General features: G+C 35.4%; 14 protein-coding genes and 1 riboswitch. Of the genes, 8 read left to right on the top strand and 6 right to left on the bottom strand.

Going from position 1 to position 21573, the window contains the following annotated elements:
- Nucleotides 1-147 precede the first annotated feature (147 nt).
- Entirely contained in the window at nt 148-1200 is a 1053-nt protein-coding gene (locus tag B0A58_RS10445) for an NAD(P)/FAD-dependent oxidoreductase (protein WP_089081013.1), read from the top strand.
- Between the two features lie 83 nt (nt 1201-1283).
- On the opposite strand, the gene B0A58_RS10440 is transcribed toward B0A58_RS10445, so the two are convergent.
- Nucleotides 1284-2147, bottom strand: a complete 864-nt coding sequence (locus tag B0A58_RS10440; protein WP_089081012.1) for a bestrophin family protein — start codon at nt 2145-2147, stop codon at nt 1284-1286.
- A gap of 184 nt (nt 2148-2331) precedes the next feature.
- Complete coding sequence (queA, locus tag B0A58_RS10435; RefSeq protein ID WP_014085065.1) at nt 2332-3381, bottom strand: tRNA preQ1(34) S-adenosylmethionine ribosyltransferase-isomerase QueA; 1050 nt, start codon at nt 3379-3381, stop codon at nt 2332-2334.
- Between the two features lie 687 nt (nt 3382-4068).
- On the opposite strand from queA, the gene B0A58_RS10430 reads away from it, so the two are divergent.
- The 3 genes from B0A58_RS10430 (at nt 4069) to B0A58_RS10420 (ending at nt 8228) form a co-directional block, all read left to right on the top strand.
- Nucleotides 4069-6183: a glycoside hydrolase family 97 protein gene (locus B0A58_RS10430; protein WP_089081011.1), complete on the top strand. Its 2115-nt coding sequence runs from the start codon at nt 4069-4071 to the stop codon at nt 6181-6183.
- Between the two features lie 52 nt (nt 6184-6235).
- Nucleotides 6236-6424, top strand: coding sequence for a hypothetical protein (locus B0A58_RS10425; RefSeq protein WP_133063125.1), 189 nt, complete (start codon nt 6236-6238; stop codon nt 6422-6424).
- Between the two features lie 67 nt (nt 6425-6491).
- Nucleotides 6492-8228, top strand: a complete 1737-nt coding sequence (locus B0A58_RS10420) for a glycoside hydrolase family 13 protein (protein ID WP_089081009.1) — start codon at nt 6492-6494, stop codon at nt 8226-8228.
- 360 nt (nt 8229-8588) lie between these two features.
- On the opposite strand, the gene metF is transcribed toward B0A58_RS10420, so the two are convergent.
- The 4 genes from metF to B0A58_RS10400 all read right to left on the bottom strand — a co-directional run bounded on the left by metF (nt 8589) and on the right by B0A58_RS10400 (nt 14236).
- The gene (gene metF, locus B0A58_RS10415) at nt 8589-9545 is read right to left on the bottom strand and encodes a methylenetetrahydrofolate reductase [NAD(P)H] (RefSeq protein ID WP_014085061.1); all 957 of its coding nucleotides are present in this window, start codon (nt 9543-9545) and stop codon (nt 8589-8591) included.
- A gap of 106 nt (nt 9546-9651) precedes the next feature.
- The gene (locus B0A58_RS10410; protein ID WP_089081008.1) at nt 9652-12831 is read right to left on the bottom strand and encodes a vitamin B12 dependent-methionine synthase activation domain-containing protein; all 3180 of its coding nucleotides are present in this window, start codon (nt 12829-12831) and stop codon (nt 9652-9654) included.
- Between the two features lie 2 nt (nt 12832-12833).
- Nucleotides 12834-13187, bottom strand: coding sequence for a four helix bundle protein (locus B0A58_RS10405; RefSeq protein WP_089081007.1), 354 nt, complete (start codon nt 13185-13187; stop codon nt 12834-12836).
- A gap of 71 nt (nt 13188-13258) precedes the next feature.
- On the bottom strand, nt 13259-14236 hold the full coding sequence (locus tag B0A58_RS10400) for a homocysteine S-methyltransferase family protein (RefSeq protein ID WP_089081006.1): 978 nt from the start codon (nt 14234-14236) through the stop codon (nt 13259-13261).
- 188 nt (nt 14237-14424) lie between these two features.
- A riboswitch (SAM riboswitch) is annotated at nt 14425-14531 on the bottom strand.
- Between the two features lie 200 nt (nt 14532-14731).
- Between B0A58_RS10400 and B0A58_RS10395 the strand changes: the two genes are divergently transcribed.
- The 4 genes from B0A58_RS10395 (at nt 14732) to B0A58_RS10375 (ending at nt 21432) form a co-directional block, all read left to right on the top strand.
- Nucleotides 14732-16630 carry a DUF3857 domain-containing protein gene (locus tag B0A58_RS10395; RefSeq protein WP_089081005.1) on the top strand — a complete coding sequence of 633 codons (1899 nt, stop codon included), beginning with the start codon at nt 14732-14734 and terminating at the stop codon, nt 16628-16630.
- A gap of 391 nt (nt 16631-17021) precedes the next feature.
- Nucleotides 17022-19022, top strand: a complete 2001-nt coding sequence (locus tag B0A58_RS10385) for a DUF3857 domain-containing protein (RefSeq protein WP_089081003.1) — start codon at nt 17022-17024, stop codon at nt 19020-19022.
- 4 nt (nt 19023-19026) lie between these two features.
- Nucleotides 19027-21009 carry a DUF3857 domain-containing protein gene (locus tag B0A58_RS10380; protein ID WP_133063124.1) on the top strand — a complete coding sequence of 661 codons (1983 nt, stop codon included), beginning with the start codon at nt 19027-19029 and terminating at the stop codon, nt 21007-21009.
- A gap of 93 nt (nt 21010-21102) precedes the next feature.
- The gene (locus B0A58_RS10375; RefSeq protein WP_089081001.1) at nt 21103-21432 is read left to right on the top strand and encodes a nucleotide pyrophosphohydrolase; all 330 of its coding nucleotides are present in this window, start codon (nt 21103-21105) and stop codon (nt 21430-21432) included.
- Nucleotides 21433-21573: the final 141 nt, after the last annotated feature.

Raw genomic sequence — 21573 nt, 5'->3', positions numbered from 1 at the left:
TTAAGGAAACATTAAAAAATTAAGACAGTTTAAGACTTAATGAAACTTAATATCTTAATGGTTCAAAAGGTTAAGCAATGGTTAACTCAATTAATTGGTATAACCAATAAAAAAAAGTATAATAATAAAAGAATAAAATTGAATAGCATGATTAAAACAGACATACTTATAATTGGAGCAGGCCCAACAGGTTTATTTGCCGTATTCGAAGCGGGATTATTAAAATTAAAATGTCACGTTCTAGATGCTTTGCCACAACCAGGCGGGCAGCTTTCCGAATTATATCCTAAAAAACCGATTTATGATATTCCAGGTTTCCCGGAAGTGTTAGCGGGCGATTTAGTAGATAATTTGATGGAGCAAATCAAGCAGTTTGAACCAGGATTTACACTTGGGGAGCGCGCTGAAACCATTGAGAAACAAGAAGACGGAACCTTCATCGTAACTTCTAATGCAGGGACGCAATTCCACACCCCAGTGGTTGCCATTGCAGGAGGTTTAGGAAGTTTTGAACCTCGTAAACCCTTGATTGAAAATATCGAATTTTACGAAGATAAAGGCGTAAAATACTTTATCAAAAATCCAGAAGAGTTCAGAAATAAAAGAGTCGTAATTGCAGGTGGAGGAGATTCTGCTTTGGACTGGAGTATTTTCTTGGCTGATGTAGCTACAGAAGTAACTTTAATTCACAGAAGAAACGAATTCAGAGGTGCTTTGGATTCAGTAGAGAAAGTACAAGAGTTGAAAAACGAAGGTAAAATCAGAATGATTACTCCTGCTGAAGTAGTTGGGGTTAATGGAACAAACCACGTTGAATCTATTGTCCTTGACGAAGACGGTGTTCAAAGATCGATAGAAACCGATTATTTCATTCCGCTTTTTGGTTTGACACCAAAATTAGGTCCAATTGCCGATTGGGGATTGGAAATCGAAAAAAATGCCATCAAAGTAAATAACGCTTTGGATTACCAAACGAACATTCCTGGTATTTTCGCTATTGGTGACGTCAATACCTATCCAGGCAAATTGAAATTGATTCTTTGTGGTTTCCACGAAGCGACTTTGATGTGTCAGGCGGCCTACCAAATCATCAATCCCGGAAAACGTTATGTGTTGAAATACACCACCGTTTCAGGAGTAGATGGTTTTGACGGCACCCGAAAAGAAGCACCAAAAGCAGTAGTAAAAGCCATTATATAATACCAAAAAAGCCCTAGTCTAAACCAGATTTAGGGCTTTTTTTATTAACGGAAGGTGCCATATTTTTGTAATACCAAATATATTTATAAAATTTCTTCAATATGCTTTTTTATATTGGAGGCTATTTTTTTCATAGGCAAATCATTAGCATCTGTTCCAAACGGATCTTCAATTTCCTCGGCAATTAATTCTAAACTAGCCAATACATAAAAGATAAAAATGACAACGGGTATAACATAATAACCCAAACTAAAAACGAATCCAAAAGGTAATGTCATTACGAAAAAAAAGATAAATTTTTTTATAAATGAACTATAGGAATAGGGTATAGGAGTATTTTTTATTCTTTCACAAGCTCCACAAATATCTGTAAACGATTGCAGTTCAGCATTTATTGTCAATAGCTGTGTGTCGGTAATTTTTTTGGAAAGATATAAATCAGTCGTTTTTTGAAAAAGCATTTTAGCAACTTGATTAGGCTTGTGTTTTTGATGGTCTATTTGTAAATCCAAACCTTCAAATAGAACTTTACCTACTTCCTCGTTGAGCAAATGTTTGGCCAATACCGACGAATAAGCAGGAATTACTTTACGAAAAAATATTTTATCGGAATCTTCTTTTAAAATACAAGCCATTTTTAAAGCTAAATTTCGGCTGTTATTTACCAATGCTCCCCATTGTTTTCTGCCTTCCCACCATCTATCATAGGCTGTATTGGTTCGATAAGCAAGCAATAACGACAATACAAATCCAACGGTGGAGTGCAAGATAGTTAAATTTTTTACGTGACTGTTTTCAGACAAATTCCATTTTTCTATTTCTAAATAGGCAATCCCACCAGAATAAAAGCCCATAAATAGCATCATGGGTATAAGCTGTCTAAACGTATCTGATTGATGAAAACGAAAAATAAATGTAATCCAATCTTTGGGGTTGTATTGTACCATTTTTATTAATTTGATTTTTTATTGGCAAATATAAATAAAATAGCAATAAAAAAACAATACTTCATGTATAGATTTGTTGTATTTTTAATAGATTATCCCAATATATTTGTGTTTGTTATGGCATCACAAAAAAACCCTAATCTAAATAAGGTTAGGGTTTTTAGCTATTTTGAGTTCATTATTTTTAAATGATCAGCATGGCATCGCCATAAGAATAAAATTTATACTCCTCTTTAATGGCCTCGTCGTAGGCTTTTCGCATCAAATCGTGTCCGCAAAAAGCGGAAATCATCATCAATAAGGTAGATTTTGGAGTATGAAAGTTAGTAACCATGGCATCGGCAATGCTAAAATCGTGTGGCGGAAAAATAAACTTATTTGTCCAACCATCATAAGGATTTAGTGTAGCGGCAGACGAAACGGAGCTTTCAATAGCCCTCATAGAGGTTGTTCCAATAGCACAAACTTTGCTTTTTCTTGTTTTGGCAGCATTTACAATATCGCAAGCATCTTGCGTAATTTTTAGCTCTTCAGAATCCATTTTGTGTTTAGACAAATCTTCTACTTCTACAGGATTAAAAGTGCCTAAGCCAACATGCAATGTTACTTCGGCAAAATGTACCCCTTTTATTTCAAGTCTTTTCATCAAATGTTTAGAAAAATGCAAGCCAGCTGTTGGTGCTGCAACTGCTCCTTCTTCTTTTGCATAAATGGTTTGATAACGTTCTTCGTCTTCTGGAACCACCTCTCTATTGATGTATTTTGGAATGGGAGTTTCGCCCAATTCTTTTAATTTTTCTCTAAATTCTGTATAGGATCCATCAAACAAAAAACGAAGCGTTCTACCTCTCGAAGTGGTGTTGTCAATTACTTCGGCTACTAATGAATCATCATCACCAAAATAAAGTTTGTTGCCAATACGAATTTTACGTGCTGGATCTACTAATACATCCCACAAACGTTGTTCTGCATTAAGCTCTCTCAACAAAAATACCTCGATTCTTGCCCCTGTTTTTTCTTTGTTACCATACAATCGTGCAGGAAAAACACGGGTATTGTTTATTACAAAAACATCACCATCGTCAAAATAATCTATAATATCCTTAAACATGCGGTGTTCTATGGTTTGTGTTTTTCTGTTTACAACCATCAAACGTGATTCATCTCTGTTTTCTGCAGGAAATTCGGCCAAAAGTTCTTTGGGTAAATTGAATTGGAATTGTGATAATTTCATTAATTGCTTATTTATTGTTTAAAAAAATTAAAATTAGGCTGTTTATTTCACTAAAAATTTAATTGTGGCAAATATACGATTGTAAAAAGGGCGTTGTCAAGTATTTTGCAGTTTATTTTCAATAGATGTTTTATTAATATTTGTTGTTGCTTGTTTGCAATACTTTTTTATACCAAAAGAATGGAATAATTAGTCCAAAGTGCCATGATGCTTTTCAATAAGATGGCACTTCCAAAGGCAGACTAAAACAGAAATGGCCTTTTGAAACCAAAATTACGGTCATGTCAAAGAAATCGAAATCGTTTTCGATATTTATCAATCGTTTTCGTTTAAAATAAACATACAATTATTGAATATTGTTTTGTAATTTTATAGAATAATTATTGAATTGATAATTAAATTGAAACTAAACTACATTTTTTTATTCCAAAAACCATGAAGCTTTTCAAGTGGCTCCATGGTTTTTTTGGCATCAACAAAATTATTTTTTTGTAAACTAAAAGCTATTTTTCAAACAAATTATTTTATAAATGGCTTATTTGTTATTAAAAATTCAATCAAAATAGCTATTTTGTTATTTTAAAATAAAACGAGGCACAAACAGCAAAAAATAGTAAAAAACAAATGATAAGTAATTATTTTTGCTACCAGAAAAAATAATTTGCATCAATTAAAAAACAAAACAAGATGAAGAACATTTTTATTAAAGGATTTTTATGGCTTTTGGTTGTTCAAGGAGCAATAGGGCAACAACTCAAATCGCCAAACCAACAATTGGTGATGGATTTTTCGTTACAAAATAACGGAACACCTATGTACCAACTTTCGTTTAAAGGTAAAATGGTAATCAAACCAAGTAAATTGGGATTGGAATTGAAAAACGATGCCAAATCCTTGCTACATGATTTTATGGTTGTAGATACAAAAAACAGCACTTTCGACGAAAATTGGAAACCAGTTTGGGGCGAGGTAGCTACTATTCGCAACCATTATAATGAAATGGCCGTAACTTTGAACCAAAAAGGAACCGACAGACAAATCATTATCAGATTCAGACTTTTTGATGATGGGCTTGGATTTAGATATGAATTTCCTAGTCAGAAAAATTTAGTGTATTTTACAATCAAAGAGGAAAAAACACAGTTTGCAATGACAGGAGACCACAAGGCATTTTGGATTGCGGGCGATTATGACACCCAAGAATACGACTACACTACCTCTAAATTATCAGAAATCAGAGGGTTACATAAACAGGCTGTTACCCCAAATTGTTCGCAAACTCCTTTTTCTGAAACAGGTGTTCAAACGGCATTGATGATGAAAACTGCAGACGGGTTGTACCTTAACCTGCACGAGGCTGCTTTGATTAATTATGCTTGTATGCACTTGAATTTAGACGACAAAAATATGGTTTTTGAATCGTGGCTAACACCAAGTGCCAATGGCGACAAAGGCGATATGCAAGCCCCTGGACAAACGCCGTGGAGAACCATAATGGTAAGCAACGATGCCCGTCAAATACTGGCCTCGAAAATGACCTTAAATTTGAACGAGCCTTGCAAAATTGAAGATACCTCGTGGATAAAACCAATAAAATATGCAGGCGTTTGGTGGGAAATGATAACTGGCAAAAGCACTTGGTCTTATACAAATGAGTTTCCTTCGGTTCAATTGGGAGTTACAAATTTTGCTCAAGCAAAACCCAACGGTACCCATGGAGCCAACACAACAAATGTAAAAAAATATATAGATTTTGCCTCGCAAAATGGCATCGAAGGGCTTTTAGTAGAAGGCTGGAATGTGGGTTGGGAAGATTGGTTTGGACATGCCAAAGATTATGTGTTTGATTTTGTAACGCCCTATCCCGATTTTGATGTAAAAGGCATTCATCAATATGCTCAATCTAAGGGCGTAAAAATGATCATGCACCATGAAACATCGGGTTCTACACGCAATTATGAACGCCATTTGGACAAAGCATTTCAGTTTATGAACGACAACGGCTATGGTGCCGTAAAAACGGGTTATGTAGGCAATATAGTGCCTGTTGGTGATTATCATTACAGTCAATTTATAGTAAACCATTACCAACATGTATTAGAAAAAGCGGCTCAATACCACATTATGGTCAATGGACACGAAGCCGTAAGACCTACCGGAATTTGTAGAACATATCCTAACTTGATAGGCAACGAAGCTGCTAGAGGTACAGAATATCAGGCTTTTGGCGGATCAAAGCCAAACCATGTTACCATTTTGCCTTTTACAAGATTGATTGGTGGGCCAATGGATTATACGCCTGGAATTTTTGAAATGGACATGAGCAAAATAAATCCAGACAACAAATCGCATGTCAATGCTACGTTGGCCAATCAATTGGCTTTGTATGTAACGATGTATAGCCCCTTGCAAATGGTGTCTGATTTGCCAGAACATTACAACCGTTTTCCAGATGCTTTTCAGTTTATTAAAGACGTGGCAGTTGATTGGGACGAAAGCGTTTATTTAGAAGCCGAGCCTGGCGACTATATTACAGTTGCTCGTAAGGCAAAAGGCAGTAATAACTGGTTTGTTGGTAATGTAAATGGCAATTATGCCCGTACATCGAGTATGGTTTTGTCGTTTTTGGATACAAACAAAAAGTATGTAGCCACCATATATGCCGATGCAAAGGATGCCCATTATAAAACAAATCCGCAAGCCTATAAAATATATAAACTAGAGGTAACTAGCAAAACCAATTTGGCTCAGTATTGTGCTCCTGGAGGAGGGTATGCCATTAGTATTACTGAAAAAAAATAAGTTTTTGAGGGATGTTGATGCCCAAATTTTGGTGAATCAAACCAATAATAAAATGCTTGCACAAGCCCCGCACCCCGACCTGAGTGGAGCTCTTTTTTTCTTGCCGCTAAAGGGTTTGCTGGGTTTGCGGCAAGAAAAAAAAGCGGGAACGGAGGGCGGATCAGGTGCCCAAAAAAAAAGAATTTATGGAACTAATGGTGTGTGCAAATGGTGTGGATACAGCAGCAACGATGGGATTTGAAAAAAATTAGAATTGATCAATTACTTTGTTTTTGAATAAGAAAAATGCAACTAAATATATTTTAAAAATGAGAAAATTAACTTTAAAAAAATTATTAATTCTAGTATTTATGATAGTTTCTAGTTTGACCGAGGCCCAAAATACGCTTGTAAAAACCAATACCGACGCCGATAGAGCCTGGTGGAAAGAGGCTGTGGTGTATCAAATTTATCCTCGAAGTTTTAAGGATAGCAATGGGGATGGTGTTGGCGATTTGAAAGGGATTATATCGGAATTGGATTATGTGAAAAGTTTGGGTGTTGATGCGGTTTGGCTCAACCCAATTTATACTTCGCCAAATGATGATAATGGCTACGATATTAGCAATTATCGGGAAATTATGGCCGATTTTGGTACGATGGCCGATTTTGATTTGTTGTTGCACGAAATGCACAAACGTGGGATTAAGTTGATTATGGATTTGGTTGTCAATCACAGTTCCGATGAGCACGAGTGGTTCAAACAAGCCCGAACTTATAGAGACAATCCTTACAGGAATTATTACCATTGGTGGCCTGCCGAAAAAGGTAAACCGCCCTACAGATGGAGTTTTTTTGATGTGAATAGCGAGGCTTGGAAGTATGATGCCCAGACGGATTCGTATTATTTGCACTATTTTTCGAGAAAACAACCAGATTTGAATTGGGAAAACCCAAAATTACGGTTTGAAGTGTACGACATCATGAAATTTTGGTTGGACAAAGGTATTGATGGGTTTAGAATGGATGCCTTTCAGTTTGCATCAAAAGATACTTCGTGGCCAGAATTGCCAAAAGGTTATGAGAAAAACATTATAAAATATTATGGTGTTGGCCCTCATTTGCATGATTATTTGCAGGAAATGAATCGAGAGGTTTTTAGTAAATACAACATCATGACTGTGGCCGAAGGGGCGGGTAGTTCGCCCGAAGATGCTTTAAAATTTGTCGATCCAGATCGTAAGGAATTGGATATTGCCTATCATTTTGAAAGTGTGGATATTGGCAAGCATTTGAAAGATTTTGGATTAGTAAAATTTAAAAATATTTTTTCGAGATACGATCAAACATTCAAAAATAAAGGGTGGTTGTCTATCTTTTTGGCCAATCATGACCAACCCAGAATGTTGAGCAAATTTGGCAACGATACACCACAATACAGAACATTTTCGTCAAAATTATTATCCACTTTTGTAATAACCATGCGTGGAACAGCCTTTTATTATAATGGCGACGAGCTAGGAATGGACAATATCAGATTTAATGATATTGCTGATTATCAGGACGTTGATACCCGCAATAAATATGAAGGATTGAAGTTAAAGGGAGGCGATTTGGAAGCCTTTTTGGAAGGACAAAAACAAACCTCCAGAGAAAATGGCCGAACCCCTTTTCAATGGAACAACACGGCAAATGGTGGTTTTACTACGGGAAAACCCTGGCTAAAAGTGAATCCTAATTTTGAAAAAATTAATGCTCAAGCACAAGAAAAAGACCCTCAATCGATTCTGAATTATTTCAGACAATTAACCCAACTCCGAAAAAAAGAATTGGCCTTTGTATATGGAACTTACACCGTAGTTGATGAGCAAAATCCTAATGTTTTTGCATATACCCGCGAGTGGAAAGGCAAAAAATTCTTAGTAGTTTTGAATTTTTCAGATCAAAAAAGTCGTTTAAAAACCAAACTGAATTTGACAAAAGCAACCGTAAAATTACACAACTATCCAACGCCTTCAAAAGGCGTAGAGTTTGAACCTTACGAAGCCGTGATTTATCAGTTGTAATACCAAATATATTTTATACGTATATTTGGTATAAGACAGTCTAAAAAAAAATGCCCAATATATTGGGCATTTTTTATATCTCAATGGCCCGAACCATATCAAAAAACGATGATTTATAGCACCTATAATTTGGGCGTGCCCCTCCGTAAACTCCGGGTGGGGTTATACGTTTCAAACAACGTTCATTGAACTCCAAAAGAAATATAATATTGTGAAATAATCTTTTTTGTTTTTTAAAGAAAAAAACAAAAAAGATTTCCACCTCTATCCCTCACGCAAAAAAAACCGATTCAAAACCGACTACTTTTTTTTCAAGATACAACCTATTCCAAATGCCCGTATATTTGGTTTAAATTTCCACTAAAAAACCTTACTCGCTATTTGACGGATGTTTTCGGATTTTCCCATGGAATAATAATGCAATAACGGCACTCCAGCAGCTTTAAGTTCTATGGATTGTTGTATTGCCCATTCGATTCCTACTTGTCTTACCGCTACATTGTTTTTGCATTGTTCTACCGCTTGTATTAATTCTTCGGGTAAGTCAATTCTAAAAATTTGAGGTAAAATTTGTAAATGTCTGTGTACCGCAAGGGGTTTAATTCCTGGAATAATAGGCACGGTAATGCCCATTTCACGGGCTTTTTCTACAAATTCAAAATATTTTTTGTTGTCAAAAAACATTTGGGTAACCACATAATCTGCCCCCGCATCCACTTTTTCTTTCAATCGTTTCAAATCAGTTGTTAAAGATGGCGACTCCAAATGTTTTTCTGGATAGCCCGCTACACCAATACAAAAATCAGATTTGTTATCATTATCGGCTACACCATGCAAGTAATTCCCTTGATTTAATTGTTTGATTTGATAAACCAAATCTGCGGCATAATGGTTGCCGCCTTGGGTTGGAATAAATGACTGTTCGTCTTTCATGGCATCGCCACGCAACGCCATGACGTTGTCAATGCCAAGATAATGGCAATCGACCAAAAGGTATTCGGTTTCTTCTTTGGTAAAGCCGCCACACAATACGTGCGGCACGGTGTCCACATTGTATTTATGCTTGATGGATGCACAAATTCCCAAAGTTCCTGGACGCATTCTAGTTAATTTTTTTTCTAATAAACCATTGCCTTTATTGACATAAATGTATTCCTCTCGTGAGGTAGTTACATCAATAAAAGGTGGTTTAAACTCCATCAATGGGTCAATATTATCATATAATTCTTGAATACTTTTCCCTTTTTGAGGGGGTACAATTTCAAATGAGAATAATGTTGCTCCTTTGGCTGCTGTTATGTGATCTGTTACTTTCATAAAAGCCCCCTAACCCCCAAAGGGGGAATACTGATAGGGGTAAATCAGTTTTTGTTTAATTAATTTATATTTTTCACTAGGTTTCGGTTCCTTCCCTTCGGGGAGGCTAGGAGGGGCTTATATTCGGAGCCAACCATTTTGTGGCTTGTTCCAAACTAATATTTCTTCTTTTGGCGTAATCTTCAACTTGGTCTTTTTTGATTTTACCCAAACCAAAATACTTGCTTTCTGGATTGGCAAAATAATAACCTGATACTGATGATGCTGGCCACATGGCCATACTTTCAGTCAAAGTTACTCCAATTTCTTGTTCTACATTTAGGAGTTTCCAAATGGTTGGTTTTTCTAAATGGTCTGGACAAGCGGGATAGCCTGGCGCAGGACGAATTCCTTTGTAATTTTCAGCAATTAAATCCTGATTCGATAAATTCTCATCAGCAGCGTAGCCCCAAATTTCTTTTCGAACTTGCAAATGCAAATATTCAGCAAAGGCTTCTGCCAAACGATCGCCTAAAGCTTTGACCAAAATCGAATTGTAATCGTCTAAGTCTTTTTCAAATGCTTTGGCTTTTTCTTCTACTCCAAAACCAGTGGTTACACAAAAACAACCCATATAATCTTGAATTCCTGAGTCTTTTGGCGCAATAAAATCAGCTAGTGCAATGTTTGGAGCTCCAGCGGTTTTTAAACTTTGTTGGCGTAAAGTTAGGAAAGCTCCCCCTTCGGGGGCGGGGGGGGCTTGTATCTCTATATCATCATCATTCACTGTATTGGCTGGAAAAATTCCCAAAATACCTTTGGCAGTCAACCAATTTTCGTTGATTAATTGTTTCAACATTTTTTGGGCATCTTCAAATAAAGATGTGGCTTGTTCGCCAACCACCTCATCGGTTAAAATAGCGGGATATTTTCCATACAATTCCCAAGAATTGAAAAATGGTGTCCAATCAATATAAGGCACTAAATCAGCAATAGCTACAGCAATGGTTTTTGTTCCAATAAAATTTGGTTTCACAGGGATGTAATTACTCCAATCTAATTTTAATTTATTGGCTCTAGCTTGTTCTATGGTTAAGAAATTTTTATCTCTACTTCTGCTTAAATAGCCTTCCCGAAGGGCATCATATTCCGTCCGAATGTCTTGGGTGTATTTGTCTTTGGTTTCTTCTTGAAGCAAATGACTGGCAACTGTTACAGCTCTCGAAGCGTCATTTACATGCACAACAGTTCCTTTATATTCAGGAGCAATTTTAACGGCGGTATGGGCACGAGATGTGGTTGCTCCACCAATCATCATTGGAATTTTGATGTTTAATTTATCCATTTCTTTAGCCAAATACACCATTTCGTCTAAGGAAGGCGTAATCAAACCACTCAAACCGATAACGTCCACATTGTTTTCAACCGCAGCTGCAATGATTTTTTCGGGTGGCACCATCACGCCCAAATCGATGATTTCAAAATTATTACAAGCCAAAACAACTGAAACTATATTTTTTCCAATATCGTGAACATCGCCTTTTACAGTAGCCATTAAGATACGACCAGCCCCCCCCGCCCCCGAAGGGGGAGCTACCAAGATTGCGTTTAATTCTTTGCGTATATTTTCTATGGTATTAAAAAGATCTGAAAGAACTTGATTATTGGTATATCTAACTACTCTAAAACCTTTAGATTTTAGCCATTCTGTCCTTTGTTTATCGTGTTCAATTTGTTCTAACTCATTATGAATAGAACCATCAACTTCAATAATTAATCTTTTTTCTAAACATACAAAATCAACAATATATTCACCAATAATATGTTGTCTTCTGAATTTAAAGTTATCAATTCCTTTATCGCTCAAAACATTCCAAAGCATTTTTTCTGCTTCTGTTGGTTTGTTTCGCATTTCTTTGGCTTTTTCCTTCAAGATGTTATACAAAACGGGACTAGCGGTTTCCCATGATTGCTTTTCCTCAATGCTGGGAGCTCCCCCTTCGGGGGTTGGGGGGCTTACATAAGGGAGAAGATAAGCCACAGCTTTTTTCATTACTCGAGCTGATTTTACTACTTGTGGCAAAAACATTTTTCCACTTCCGAATAAATCACCTACTACATTCATTCCTGCCATTAAATTAATTTCTATAACTTCTATGGCTTTATTGGCAGACAATCTTGCTTCTTCTACATCTATTTCTATAAATTCGTCAATTCCTTTTACTAACGAATGGGTTAAACGCTCTTGAATCGGACCATTTCTCCATTCAGCAATTGCTTTTTCATTGGCTTTGAAATCACCTTTATAACTTTCGGCTAATTCCAATAAACGCTCGGTTGCATCTTCTCTTCTGTTTAGCAACACATCTTCAACGTGTTCTAATAAAACAGGATCAATTTCATCATAAATCTCTAACATTTCAGGATTCACGATACCCATGGTCATTCCGTTTTTAATGGCGTGGTATAAAAATGCTGAGTGCATGGCTTCACGCACTTTGTCATTTCCTCTAAACGAAAAAGAAACATTACTTACACCTCCCGAAATATGGGCATAAGGCAAGTTCTCTCTAATCCATTTTGTAGCACGAAAGAAATCCAAAGCATTCAATTTATGTTCTTCCATTCCGGTGGCAACAGGGAAAATATTCGGGTCGAAAATAATGTCTTCAGCAGGAAAACCTACTTTATCGACTAATACGTCGTAACTTCTTTTACAAATTTCGATACGTCGCTCGTAATTATCTGCTTGACCATTTTCGTCAAATGCCATTACGATTACCGCAGCCCCATAACGCTTGATTTTTTTAGCATATTCAATGAATTTTTCTTCTCCTTCTTTTAGCGAAATAGAATTCACTACCCCTTTTCCTTGAATGACTTTCAATCCTGCTTCGATGATTTCCCATTTGGAGCTATCAATCATTACGGGAACACGAGAAATATCGGGTTCGGCAGCAATTAAGTTTAAGAATTTGGTCATGGCATACACCCCGTCCAACATGCCTTCATCCATATTCACATCGATGATTTGTGCGCCACCTTCCACCTGATTTCTAGCTATATCTAAGGCTTCCTCGTATTTTTCTTCTTTGATTAATCGAAGAAATTTTCGGGAACCGGTAACGTTAGTTCGTTCGCCAATGTTAACGAAAAGCCCCCTAGCCCCCGAAGGGGGAACACTTTCCGATGTAGAAAAATCGGAGTCTGAAGGTGTTGTTTTTATGTACAATGGTTCAAGTCCAGATAATTTTAAATATTTGTTGGTTGTTGGTTGTTGATTGTTGTTGGTAATTTCAATACCCATAATTATATTTTTTTATAGTAATTAATGAATCCATTTAACAATTTCTTGCTTATTTGAATTTGATTTAAAATAATAGTGAAATTATTATCATCAATATATTTTTGATCCAATGCTAAATAACATTGTGTTTCTAACTCATACAATGACCCTCTAGAAATATGTAAAAAATTAATCGTGTCTTTAGCTGTTTGTCGACCACAACCTTCCGCTATATTAGAAGGAATTGAAACAGCACATCTTCTCATTTGATTCACTAAACCAAATATTTCATCTTTAGGAAAAACTTTTGTAGCATCATAAATTAAATTTACTAATTTCCTAGTTTCAACCCAAACATCTAATTTTATATATTCCATCTTTTTTGTTTTTGGTTATTGGTTGATCGTTGTTTGATTTCAATCAACCAACAACCAACAACTATCAACTTTTACACTTTTCTAGGTTTAAACTCCTTCGCTACATCAGCAATGGCTTTGATGTGTTCGGGAGTTGTGCCACAACAACCACCGATGATATTGATTAAATTGTCTTTCAAATATTCTTTTATCAAGGCTTGCATTTCTTCTGGGGTTTGGTCATAATGTCCGAAGGCATTAGGTAAACCAGCATTGGGATGAGCCGAAATATTCAATTGGGTGTTCATTGCCAACCGTTTCAAATAGGGTTTCAATTGGTCGGCACCTAAAGCGCAATTGAAGCCAACACTCAATAACGGAATATGAGAAATGGAAATTAGGAAAGCCTCCACGGTTTGCCCTGAAAGTGTTCTTCCTGAAGCATCGGTAATGGTGCCTGAAACCATTACGGGAATATCTAAATTTCGTTCTTCTTTTACTTCTTCAATGGCAAAAAGAGCGGCTTTAGCATTCAAGGTGTCAAAAATGGTTTCCACTAAAAGCACGTCGCAACCGCCATCGATTAAGGCTTCGACTTGTTGTTTATAAGCCACTCGCAAATCGTCAAAAGTAACGGCACGGTAACCCGGATCGTTGACATCTGGCGACATAGACGCGGTTCTGTTTGTAGGTCCGATGGAACCGGCTACAAATCTTGGACGATCTGTGAATTCGTCTGCTACTTCACGGGCAATTTTAGCGGATTGGAAGTTGAGTTCATAAACTAAATCTTCCAAATGATAATCGGCCATTCCGATGGTTGTGCCAGAAAAGGTGTTGGTTTCAACAATATCGGCACCTGCTTGAAAATACAAACGGTGTACTTGTTTTACCGCTTCGGGTTGTGTGATGGAAAGTAAATCGTTGTTTCCTTTTAACGGATGTGGAAAATTTTTGAAGCGATCGCCACGAAAATCTTCTTCGGAAAAATTGTTTCGTTGTAGCATGGTTCCCATGGCTCCGTCGAGGACAAGGATTCTTTCTTTTAGTGCATTTTGAATTTTTGACATGTTTATTTTTATAAAAATTTTGATTGATAAAAATCTTCATTTCTTTTGAAAACGGTTGCCCCTAGCCCCGATTGAAGCGACATCCTTTTGTTTTTTTCTTTAAAAAACAAAAGATATAGCGAAAAGCGGGATTAGCTCCTAGATAAAAATATTAGTGATGTTATGTTTGAAAGTTGAGAGATGTCTCGGGGTTATCTGTCTTATTTTTTGGAATAAGTAGAATGTAGCACCTTCTTTTTGATAAAGGGTTGCTAAGGTTTCGTTGGGTCTGTCCCTCCGCCTTTCGTGATAACTAAAATAATAAATATATGAGCGATGCAAAGTAACGATAAAAGTATTAAAAAAACAAGTTTGGGCAAACATTTTTTTGGCTAATAGATGTATGGGTAGTAATGGTAATGGAACAAAGGAGGTTTTTTTAGAATTTTTAAAAAAAGTAATTGATTTTTTTTGTTTTCTGAAAAAAGTTTATATTTTTGAAGAAAATACTTTGAGATGTTAAAACGTGTGGTTATTTTAATTTTTTTTGTTACAAATGTAACTTTTTCGCAAGATAATGTGTATGCTGTTCAACAAATAGCGGATAGTTTGAAACAAAATGCAGATGCAATTGTAAGATATGAATTGATGGAAGTAGCGATAAAATCGCAGCGAGAGATGGAAATTCGGGAACATCGCGTGGTAACCGTATTGAATAGTAAAGGGCTTGATGCCATGAATGCGTATGCACATTATGACAAAACGACGAGGATAAATGCTATTACTGCCACGATTTATAATGATGTTGGGATGGAGATTAAGCGTATAAAGAGGAAGGATTTTAAAGATGTTACAGTGGTTGATGGAGGCACCATTTTTTCTGACAATAGGGTGTTGTTTTTGGAATATACACCAACAGTATATCCATTTACGATGGTTTATGAATGTGAAACAACAACATCGAATACGGCATTTATCCCCACTTGGCATCCTATAAAAGAAGATGGTGTGAGTATTGAAAAATCGATTTGTAAAATTCAGTATCCGGAGGCGTTGGGTTTTAAATATAAATCATTCAATTTAGCAGATTACAAGGTAACAACTCGAGAAATGGAAGGACAACGGGAGTTTGAGTTGCCTGTAACTTTGGCTTCTCGATACGAAGATTTGAGTCCAGTTGCCAGAATATATCCTAAAGTGATGTTTGGATTAACACAATTTCATTTAGAAGGTGTAGATGGTAAGGCTACCAATTGGACAGAATTTGGGAAATGGTATCAAGACGAAATATTGACGGGCACGTTGGCATTGCCAGAAGCTACTGTGTTGAAAGCAAAATCGTTAGTTGGTAGTGAAACCCGTCCGATGGCAAAAGCAAAAATTTTATATGAATACTTGCAAAGTAAAGTACGGTATGTGAGTATTCAAATAGGAATTGGTGGCTGGAAGCCCATGTATGCAACAGATGTAGATCGGTTGGGGTATGGTGATTGTAAGGCTTTGTCAAATTATATGAAAGCCTTGTTGCAGGCGGTAGATGTACCTAGTTATCACACGATATTGTATGGCAATCGAACGCAAAAAGATATAGACCCAGATTTTGTTTCGATGCAAGGCAATCACATGATATTGTGTGTGCCAGATGGTGCCAATCCTATTTGGTTGGAGTGTACAAGTCAAGACAGCCCATTTGGTTATCAGGCTAATTTTACAGACGACCGTATGGTTTTAGTCATCAAGCCCGAGGGCGGCGAAATAGTAAAAACCAAAACTTATTTGCCACAAGAAAATTTGCTCCAAACTACAGGTCAATATACATTAGAGGATACGGGAGTTATTAATGGTAATGTTACCTTACATTCAAAAGGGACACAATATGGATACCATTACCGATTGGCTACCGAACAGGCATTGGAAGTAGAAAAACATTATAAGCATTATTGGCAAAACATCGAAAATTTAAAAATAGTGTCTTATCATTTTGTAGATGATAAAAATCAAGTCGATTTTGAGGAACAAGTGCAGATTTCGGCAGAAAATTATGGAAAAATCAACCAACAAAATATGATATTTGCTATCAATGGATTCAATCAATCTAACGCCGAATTGAAACGGATTCGTAATAGAAAAACGCCATTTGAAATACAGCGAGGATTTACAGACCAAGACGACATAGAAGTAACGATTCCGAAGGGCTATGTTGTAGAATTTTTGCCAAGTACTATGCAAATTGAAAATAAGTATGGTGTATATCAGGCTACTTTTGTAAAAAAAGATGCAGAACATATTCGGTATTCACGTAAGTTGATGATAAAAAGCGGCACTTATCCTAAGGCAGAATATGATGCCTACCGATTGTTTAGAGAGCAAGTAGCTAAAAATGATAATGCAAAGGTTATCTTGAAAAAAATATGATTATTAAATTTTTGATACATCTGAAATACAAATTCGTTTTTATGGGCTAAATTAGGAATAAAACAGCAACACAATTAAAACTTTTTGGGCGTTCCCATAAGGGTCAGGTTATCCGTTGCAAACAACGTTCATTGAACTCCAAAATAAATATAATATTGTGAAATATTTTTTTTATTACCAAAATCAGGAGCTATATTCGTGCAATACAACTGACCCTTTGGGGGCTGGGTGGGGGGCTAAAGGATTTCCACTACTATCCCTAACGCAAAATACTGCAAATAATAGCGTTCAACCTTCTTATGTTACAAAAACGGATGCTGTTTTTCGAATCATAAAACAATAACAAATTAACAAAAAAACATTAATTACAACCAATAATAACACACAACCAATGAAAAAAATAGTATTAATTTTAGGGTTATTGATAGGGATAACCACAAATGCACAAGAGTTTAAAATAGGCAAAGTGAGTGCGGCCGAATTGCAAGAAAAACAACATCCCATCGAAACAGATGCCCCTGCTGCTATATTGTATAAAACAGGAGATGTGCGGATGGAATATAATCAAAATGATGGTTTTGTAATGGTAACAACCGTAAAAAACCGAATTAAAATATATAACAAAGACGGATATGACTGGGCTAATAAAAGTGTACCTTATTATTATTCGGGAAGTTCTAAAGAGTCTGTTTCGATTGACGAAGCAGTAACATATAATTGGGTTGATGGAAAAATAGAAAAAACGAAACTAAAAAGCGATGGTATTTTTGATGAAACGATTAATAAATATTCTAAACGAAAAAAAATTACGATGCCCAATGTAAAAGAAGGGTCGGTAATAGAATATGAATATACCATTCGTTCAGACCGATTTGGCGAATTGCCTGATTGGTATTTTCAATATGATATCCCTGTAAATTTTTCAGAATTTAAAACAAAAATACCCGAATATTATGTTTACAAACCATCTGAACGAGGTTATATTTTTCCAAAAGTTACTACAAATAAAGTCAATCGAACTATCAATATGAGTGCCATGCAGCGTACCAATGGTGGTTTTCAAAGTGCTTACAGTCAGAATTCATTTGACTATTTAGAAGAACAAAACACTTATACTTTGACAGCTATTCCGTCGATGAAAGACGAAAGTTATGTAAACAATATCAACAATTATCGGGCTAGTATTGTTCATGAATTGAGTATGACCAAATTTCCTGGCAAGCCTTTGAAAAGTTATTCGACGGATTGGAATTCAGTTGTAAAAACCATTTATGATTTTGACAGTTTTGGTCTGGAATTGAATAAAACAGGCTATTTTGAAAAAGATATTGACTTGTTAATCAAAGGATTGGGGACAAATGAGGAAAAAATGTTTGCCATCCATCAGTTTGTCAAATCTAAAATGAAATGGAATGACTACTATGGCTATGGAACGGACGAGGGCGTTCGAAAAGCTTATGCTGATGGTGTAGGAAATGTTGCAGCAATCAACTTGATGCTCACCGCAATGTTGCGATATGCAGGTCTTGCTGCAAATCCAGTAATATTGAGCACCAGAGACAATGGTATTGCCCTTTTTCCATCACATGCGGCTTTCAACTACGTGATTGCGGCTGTAGAAACGGCAGAAGGAGTGGTTTTATTAGATGCAACAGATAAATATTCGACTCCAAATGTATTGCCCAACAGAGACTTAAACTGGTTTGGACGATTAATTAGAAAAGATGGCACGTCGGAACAAATCGATTTGATGCCCAAACAAGTATCCAGAGAAACGATTAATATGACTGCCAATTTAGATCCATCGGGCACCTTTAATGGTAAAATTCGCAAACAATACACAAATCAATTGGCTTTGAGTTTTAGAAAATCCAATAACAATTCAAAAGACGATGGCTATTTGGAAGAGTTAGAAAAAAAATCCAACAATATTGAAATAAACGACTATACAAAAGACAATATGACAGATTTGTCCAAGGCCGTTAGCGAGACTTTTTCGTTTAAAGACGGGAATGATAGTGAACTCATCAACGGAAAAATTTATTTTACCCCAATGCTATTTTTAGTAACCAAATCAAACCCTTTCAAATTAGATGTAAGAGAGTATCCAATAGATTTTTCGTATCCAATAGAAACCAGATACAATATTAATATCGAATTGCCAGAGGGCTATGTCGTAGAATCAATGCCTGAAAATATGAATATTGCTGCGGTGGACAACTTAGGATCCATGAAGTACATTATTGTTCAAAATGATAATAAAATACAAATTGCTATTACAGAAACTATCAATGAAGCCATAGTACCTGCAGAATATTATGATGTTTTGAAAGTATTTTTTCAACAAATGATTGATAAAGAAAACCAAAAAATAGTATTGAAAAAAATATAGGGTTGTGAAAAAAATAATATACTTACTGATAGCCTTTACCTTGCATCTTCAAGCTCAAACTCCTGATCTTGAAGCAGTTAATATAGCTATGCTTTCAGAGAAAAAATGTACTATTGATACCAATGCTGTAGCTTCTATATTATTTTGCAAAGCATTAACAAATTTTAAATTTAAAGAAAATGATAGTCGGTTTGTTGTAGAACATCAATACCATTATCGAATCAAAATTTATAAAAAAGAAGGATTTAACTGGGCAAATTTTAAAAAAGATTACTATATAGGATCGAATTTGAGCGAGGCAGAAAGTGTACATTTTTTTGATGCCTACACTTATAATTTAGAAAATGGAAAAATCGTAAAAACAAAGCTGTCAAACGAAGGAAAATTCAAACAAAGTAAGAATACAAATTGGGGCGAAGCGATCATTACAATGCCCAATGTTAAAGAAGGTTCGATAGTGGAGTTTAAATATGTATTGAAATCTCAAAATTTACTAACCTTTCCAGAGTTTGAAATACAACATGAAATACCCGTTTATTATGCAGCATATCATACGGAAATTCCAGAATATTACATTTACAAACCCATTTTGAAAGGCAAAATAGAGGTTAAAGTAACGTCAAATTTAGAAACAGCAAATCAAAGTGGCCAAAACCAATATGGCAATACTACCCATATTTCATTCAAACATATTGTAAGTAATTACGAAGCTTGGCAAGTGCCCGCAATAGTAGATGAACCATTTGTAGATAATTTAGACAATTATAAATCGGGTATCAAGCACGAAATAGAAAGAGTGAGACTTCCGGGCCAAGAGATAAAAGATTATTCTAAAACATGGGATGGTGTTGCCAAAACCATTTATGAAGACAAAGATTTTGGAAAAGAAATCAAAGAGCGAAAATATATAGAAAAAAATTTAACTGAAATAATCAAATTAGATACTTCTCAAATTCAAAAAATGCATACCATTTATAAATTTATTCAAAAAAGAATGAATTGGAATCATCATTATGGAATTTTTTCTGAAAAAGGAGTAAAAAAAGCTTTTGATGAACAAACAGGCAATGTGGCCGAAATACATTTTATTTTAAATGCCATGCTCAATCATGCAGGAATTCAGAGTTATCCGGTTTTGCTTAGTACCAAATCTCATGGTGTGCCCGTATTTCCAAGTAGAACGGTATTTAATTATGTGATTATAGCGGCCGAAATAGATGGCAATCGAATACTTTTGGATGCAACAAACCCAAATAATTGTCCCAATATATTGCCAATTGAAACGCTAAATTGGACGGGAAGATTGGTAAAAAACGATGGAATATCTGAAGAAATTCAGTTGATACCTGAAAAATTATCAAAACTTCAAACATTTGTTATTGCCAAGATTGAAAATTCAGGAAAAGTGCTCGGTCAAACAAAAATAATCCGAACAGATTATCAAGCACTGCAATTCCGAACGTCGAAAAAAGAGGTGCAACCCCAATTGTATTTGGAAGAACTTGAAAAAGAGCTTCATGATATTCAAATAAATAACTACAAAGAAGAAAATTTAAAGGATGATTTATCCAAGCCCGTCATAGAAAAATTTCAATTTGAAACGCAAAATCTCATCGAAATGATTGGTAACAAAATTTATATAAACCCACTTATTTTTGTGGCATTGCAAGGCAATCCGCTAAAAGCGGAAACCAGAAAAAACCCTATTTGTTTTGAATATCCACTTGAAAAAAAAGCTGCTATTTCTATCGAAATTCCTGATGGATACCAAGTAGAAAGTATGCCTATAACTAAAAATTTAGCCATTGAAGGCAATCTAGCCCATTACCAATTTCAAATACAAAAAGCGGATAATATTATTCAAGTTTCGTCAAATTTACAAATGAATCAATGTGTGATATCAGAAATTTATTATAATGATTTAAAAACTTTTTTTCAACAAGTAAACGAATGTGAAAACCAAAAAATAGTATTGAAAAAAATATAGATTAAAAATAACTGTCTTTGAGTATTTGCCAAAAAGACGTATATTTGGTATGATATTACGATTTTGTATAAACACTAAAATTACCAAACAAAAATGAATCTTAAAAATGCCCAACAAGAAGTAGATACTTGGATAAAAAACCATGGCGTTCGCTATTTTAATGAGCTAACCAATATGGCACAACTTACAGAAGAAGTTGGTGAAGTTGCCCGAATTATTGCCCGCAGATATGGAGAACAATCCGAAAAAGAATCGGATAAAAATAAAGATTTAGGAGAAGAGCTAGCCGATGTTGTGTTTGTAGTGTTGTGTTTGGCCAATCAAACAGGCATTAATTTACAAGCGGCTTTTGACAAAAAACTTGACCTCAAAACACATAGAGACCACGACCGCCATCAACAAAACGAAAAATTGAAGGGATAAAAATATTATTCTTTTAAATAGGATTTGCTGATTTACTACTAATTATTTACTATTTAATACATTATATTTAAAAAAATAATTTTTGTGCTAGATAAAATGCTGACTAATTGAATAAAATGGTAAAATTATACCAAATATATT

Origin of the sequence: Flavobacterium branchiophilum NBRC 15030 = ATCC 35035 (assembly GCF_002217205.1) — a bacterium.
Taxonomy (GTDB): domain Bacteria; phylum Bacteroidota; class Bacteroidia; order Flavobacteriales; family Flavobacteriaceae; genus Flavobacterium; species Flavobacterium branchiophilum.
This window is presented reverse-complemented; position numbering and strand designations above follow the sequence as displayed.

Bases quoted from the DNA above. Each gene is read 5' to 3' on its own strand.
- B0A58_RS10395 (WP_089081005.1), top strand. From the start codon at position 14,732: ATGTTAAAACGTGTGGTTATTTTAATTTTTTTTGTTACAAATGTAACT.
- metF (WP_014085061.1), bottom strand. From the start codon at position 9,545: ATGAAAGTAACAGATCACATAACAGCAGCCAAAGGAGCAACATTATTC.
- B0A58_RS10405 (WP_089081007.1), bottom strand. From the start codon at position 13,187: ATGGAATATATAAAATTAGATGTTTGGGTTGAAACTAGGAAATTAGTA.
- B0A58_RS10385 (WP_089081003.1), top strand. From the start codon at position 17,022: ATGAAAAAAATAGTATTAATTTTAGGGTTATTGATAGGGATAACCACA.
- B0A58_RS10420 (WP_089081009.1), top strand. From the start codon at position 6,492: ATGAGAAAATTAACTTTAAAAAAATTATTAATTCTAGTATTTATGATA.
- B0A58_RS10400 (WP_089081006.1), bottom strand. From the start codon at position 14,236: ATGTCAAAAATTCAAAATGCACTAAAAGAAAGAATCCTTGTCCTCGAC.
- queA (WP_014085065.1), bottom strand. From the start codon at position 3,381: ATGAAATTATCACAATTCCAATTCAATTTACCCAAAGAACTTTTGGCC.
- B0A58_RS10430 (WP_089081011.1), top strand. From the start codon at position 4,069: ATGAAGAACATTTTTATTAAAGGATTTTTATGGCTTTTGGTTGTTCAA.
- B0A58_RS10440 (WP_089081012.1), bottom strand. From the start codon at position 2,147: ATGGTACAATACAACCCCAAAGATTGGATTACATTTATTTTTCGTTTT.
- B0A58_RS10375 (WP_089081001.1), top strand. From the start codon at position 21,103: ATGAATCTTAAAAATGCCCAACAAGAAGTAGATACTTGGATAAAAAAC.
- B0A58_RS10425 (WP_133063125.1), top strand. From the start codon at position 6,236: ATGCTTGCACAAGCCCCGCACCCCGACCTGAGTGGAGCTCTTTTTTTC.
- B0A58_RS10410 (WP_089081008.1), bottom strand. From the start codon at position 12,831: ATGGGTATTGAAATTACCAACAACAATCAACAACCAACAACCAACAAA.
- B0A58_RS10445 (WP_089081013.1), top strand. From the start codon at position 148: ATGATTAAAACAGACATACTTATAATTGGAGCAGGCCCAACAGGTTTA.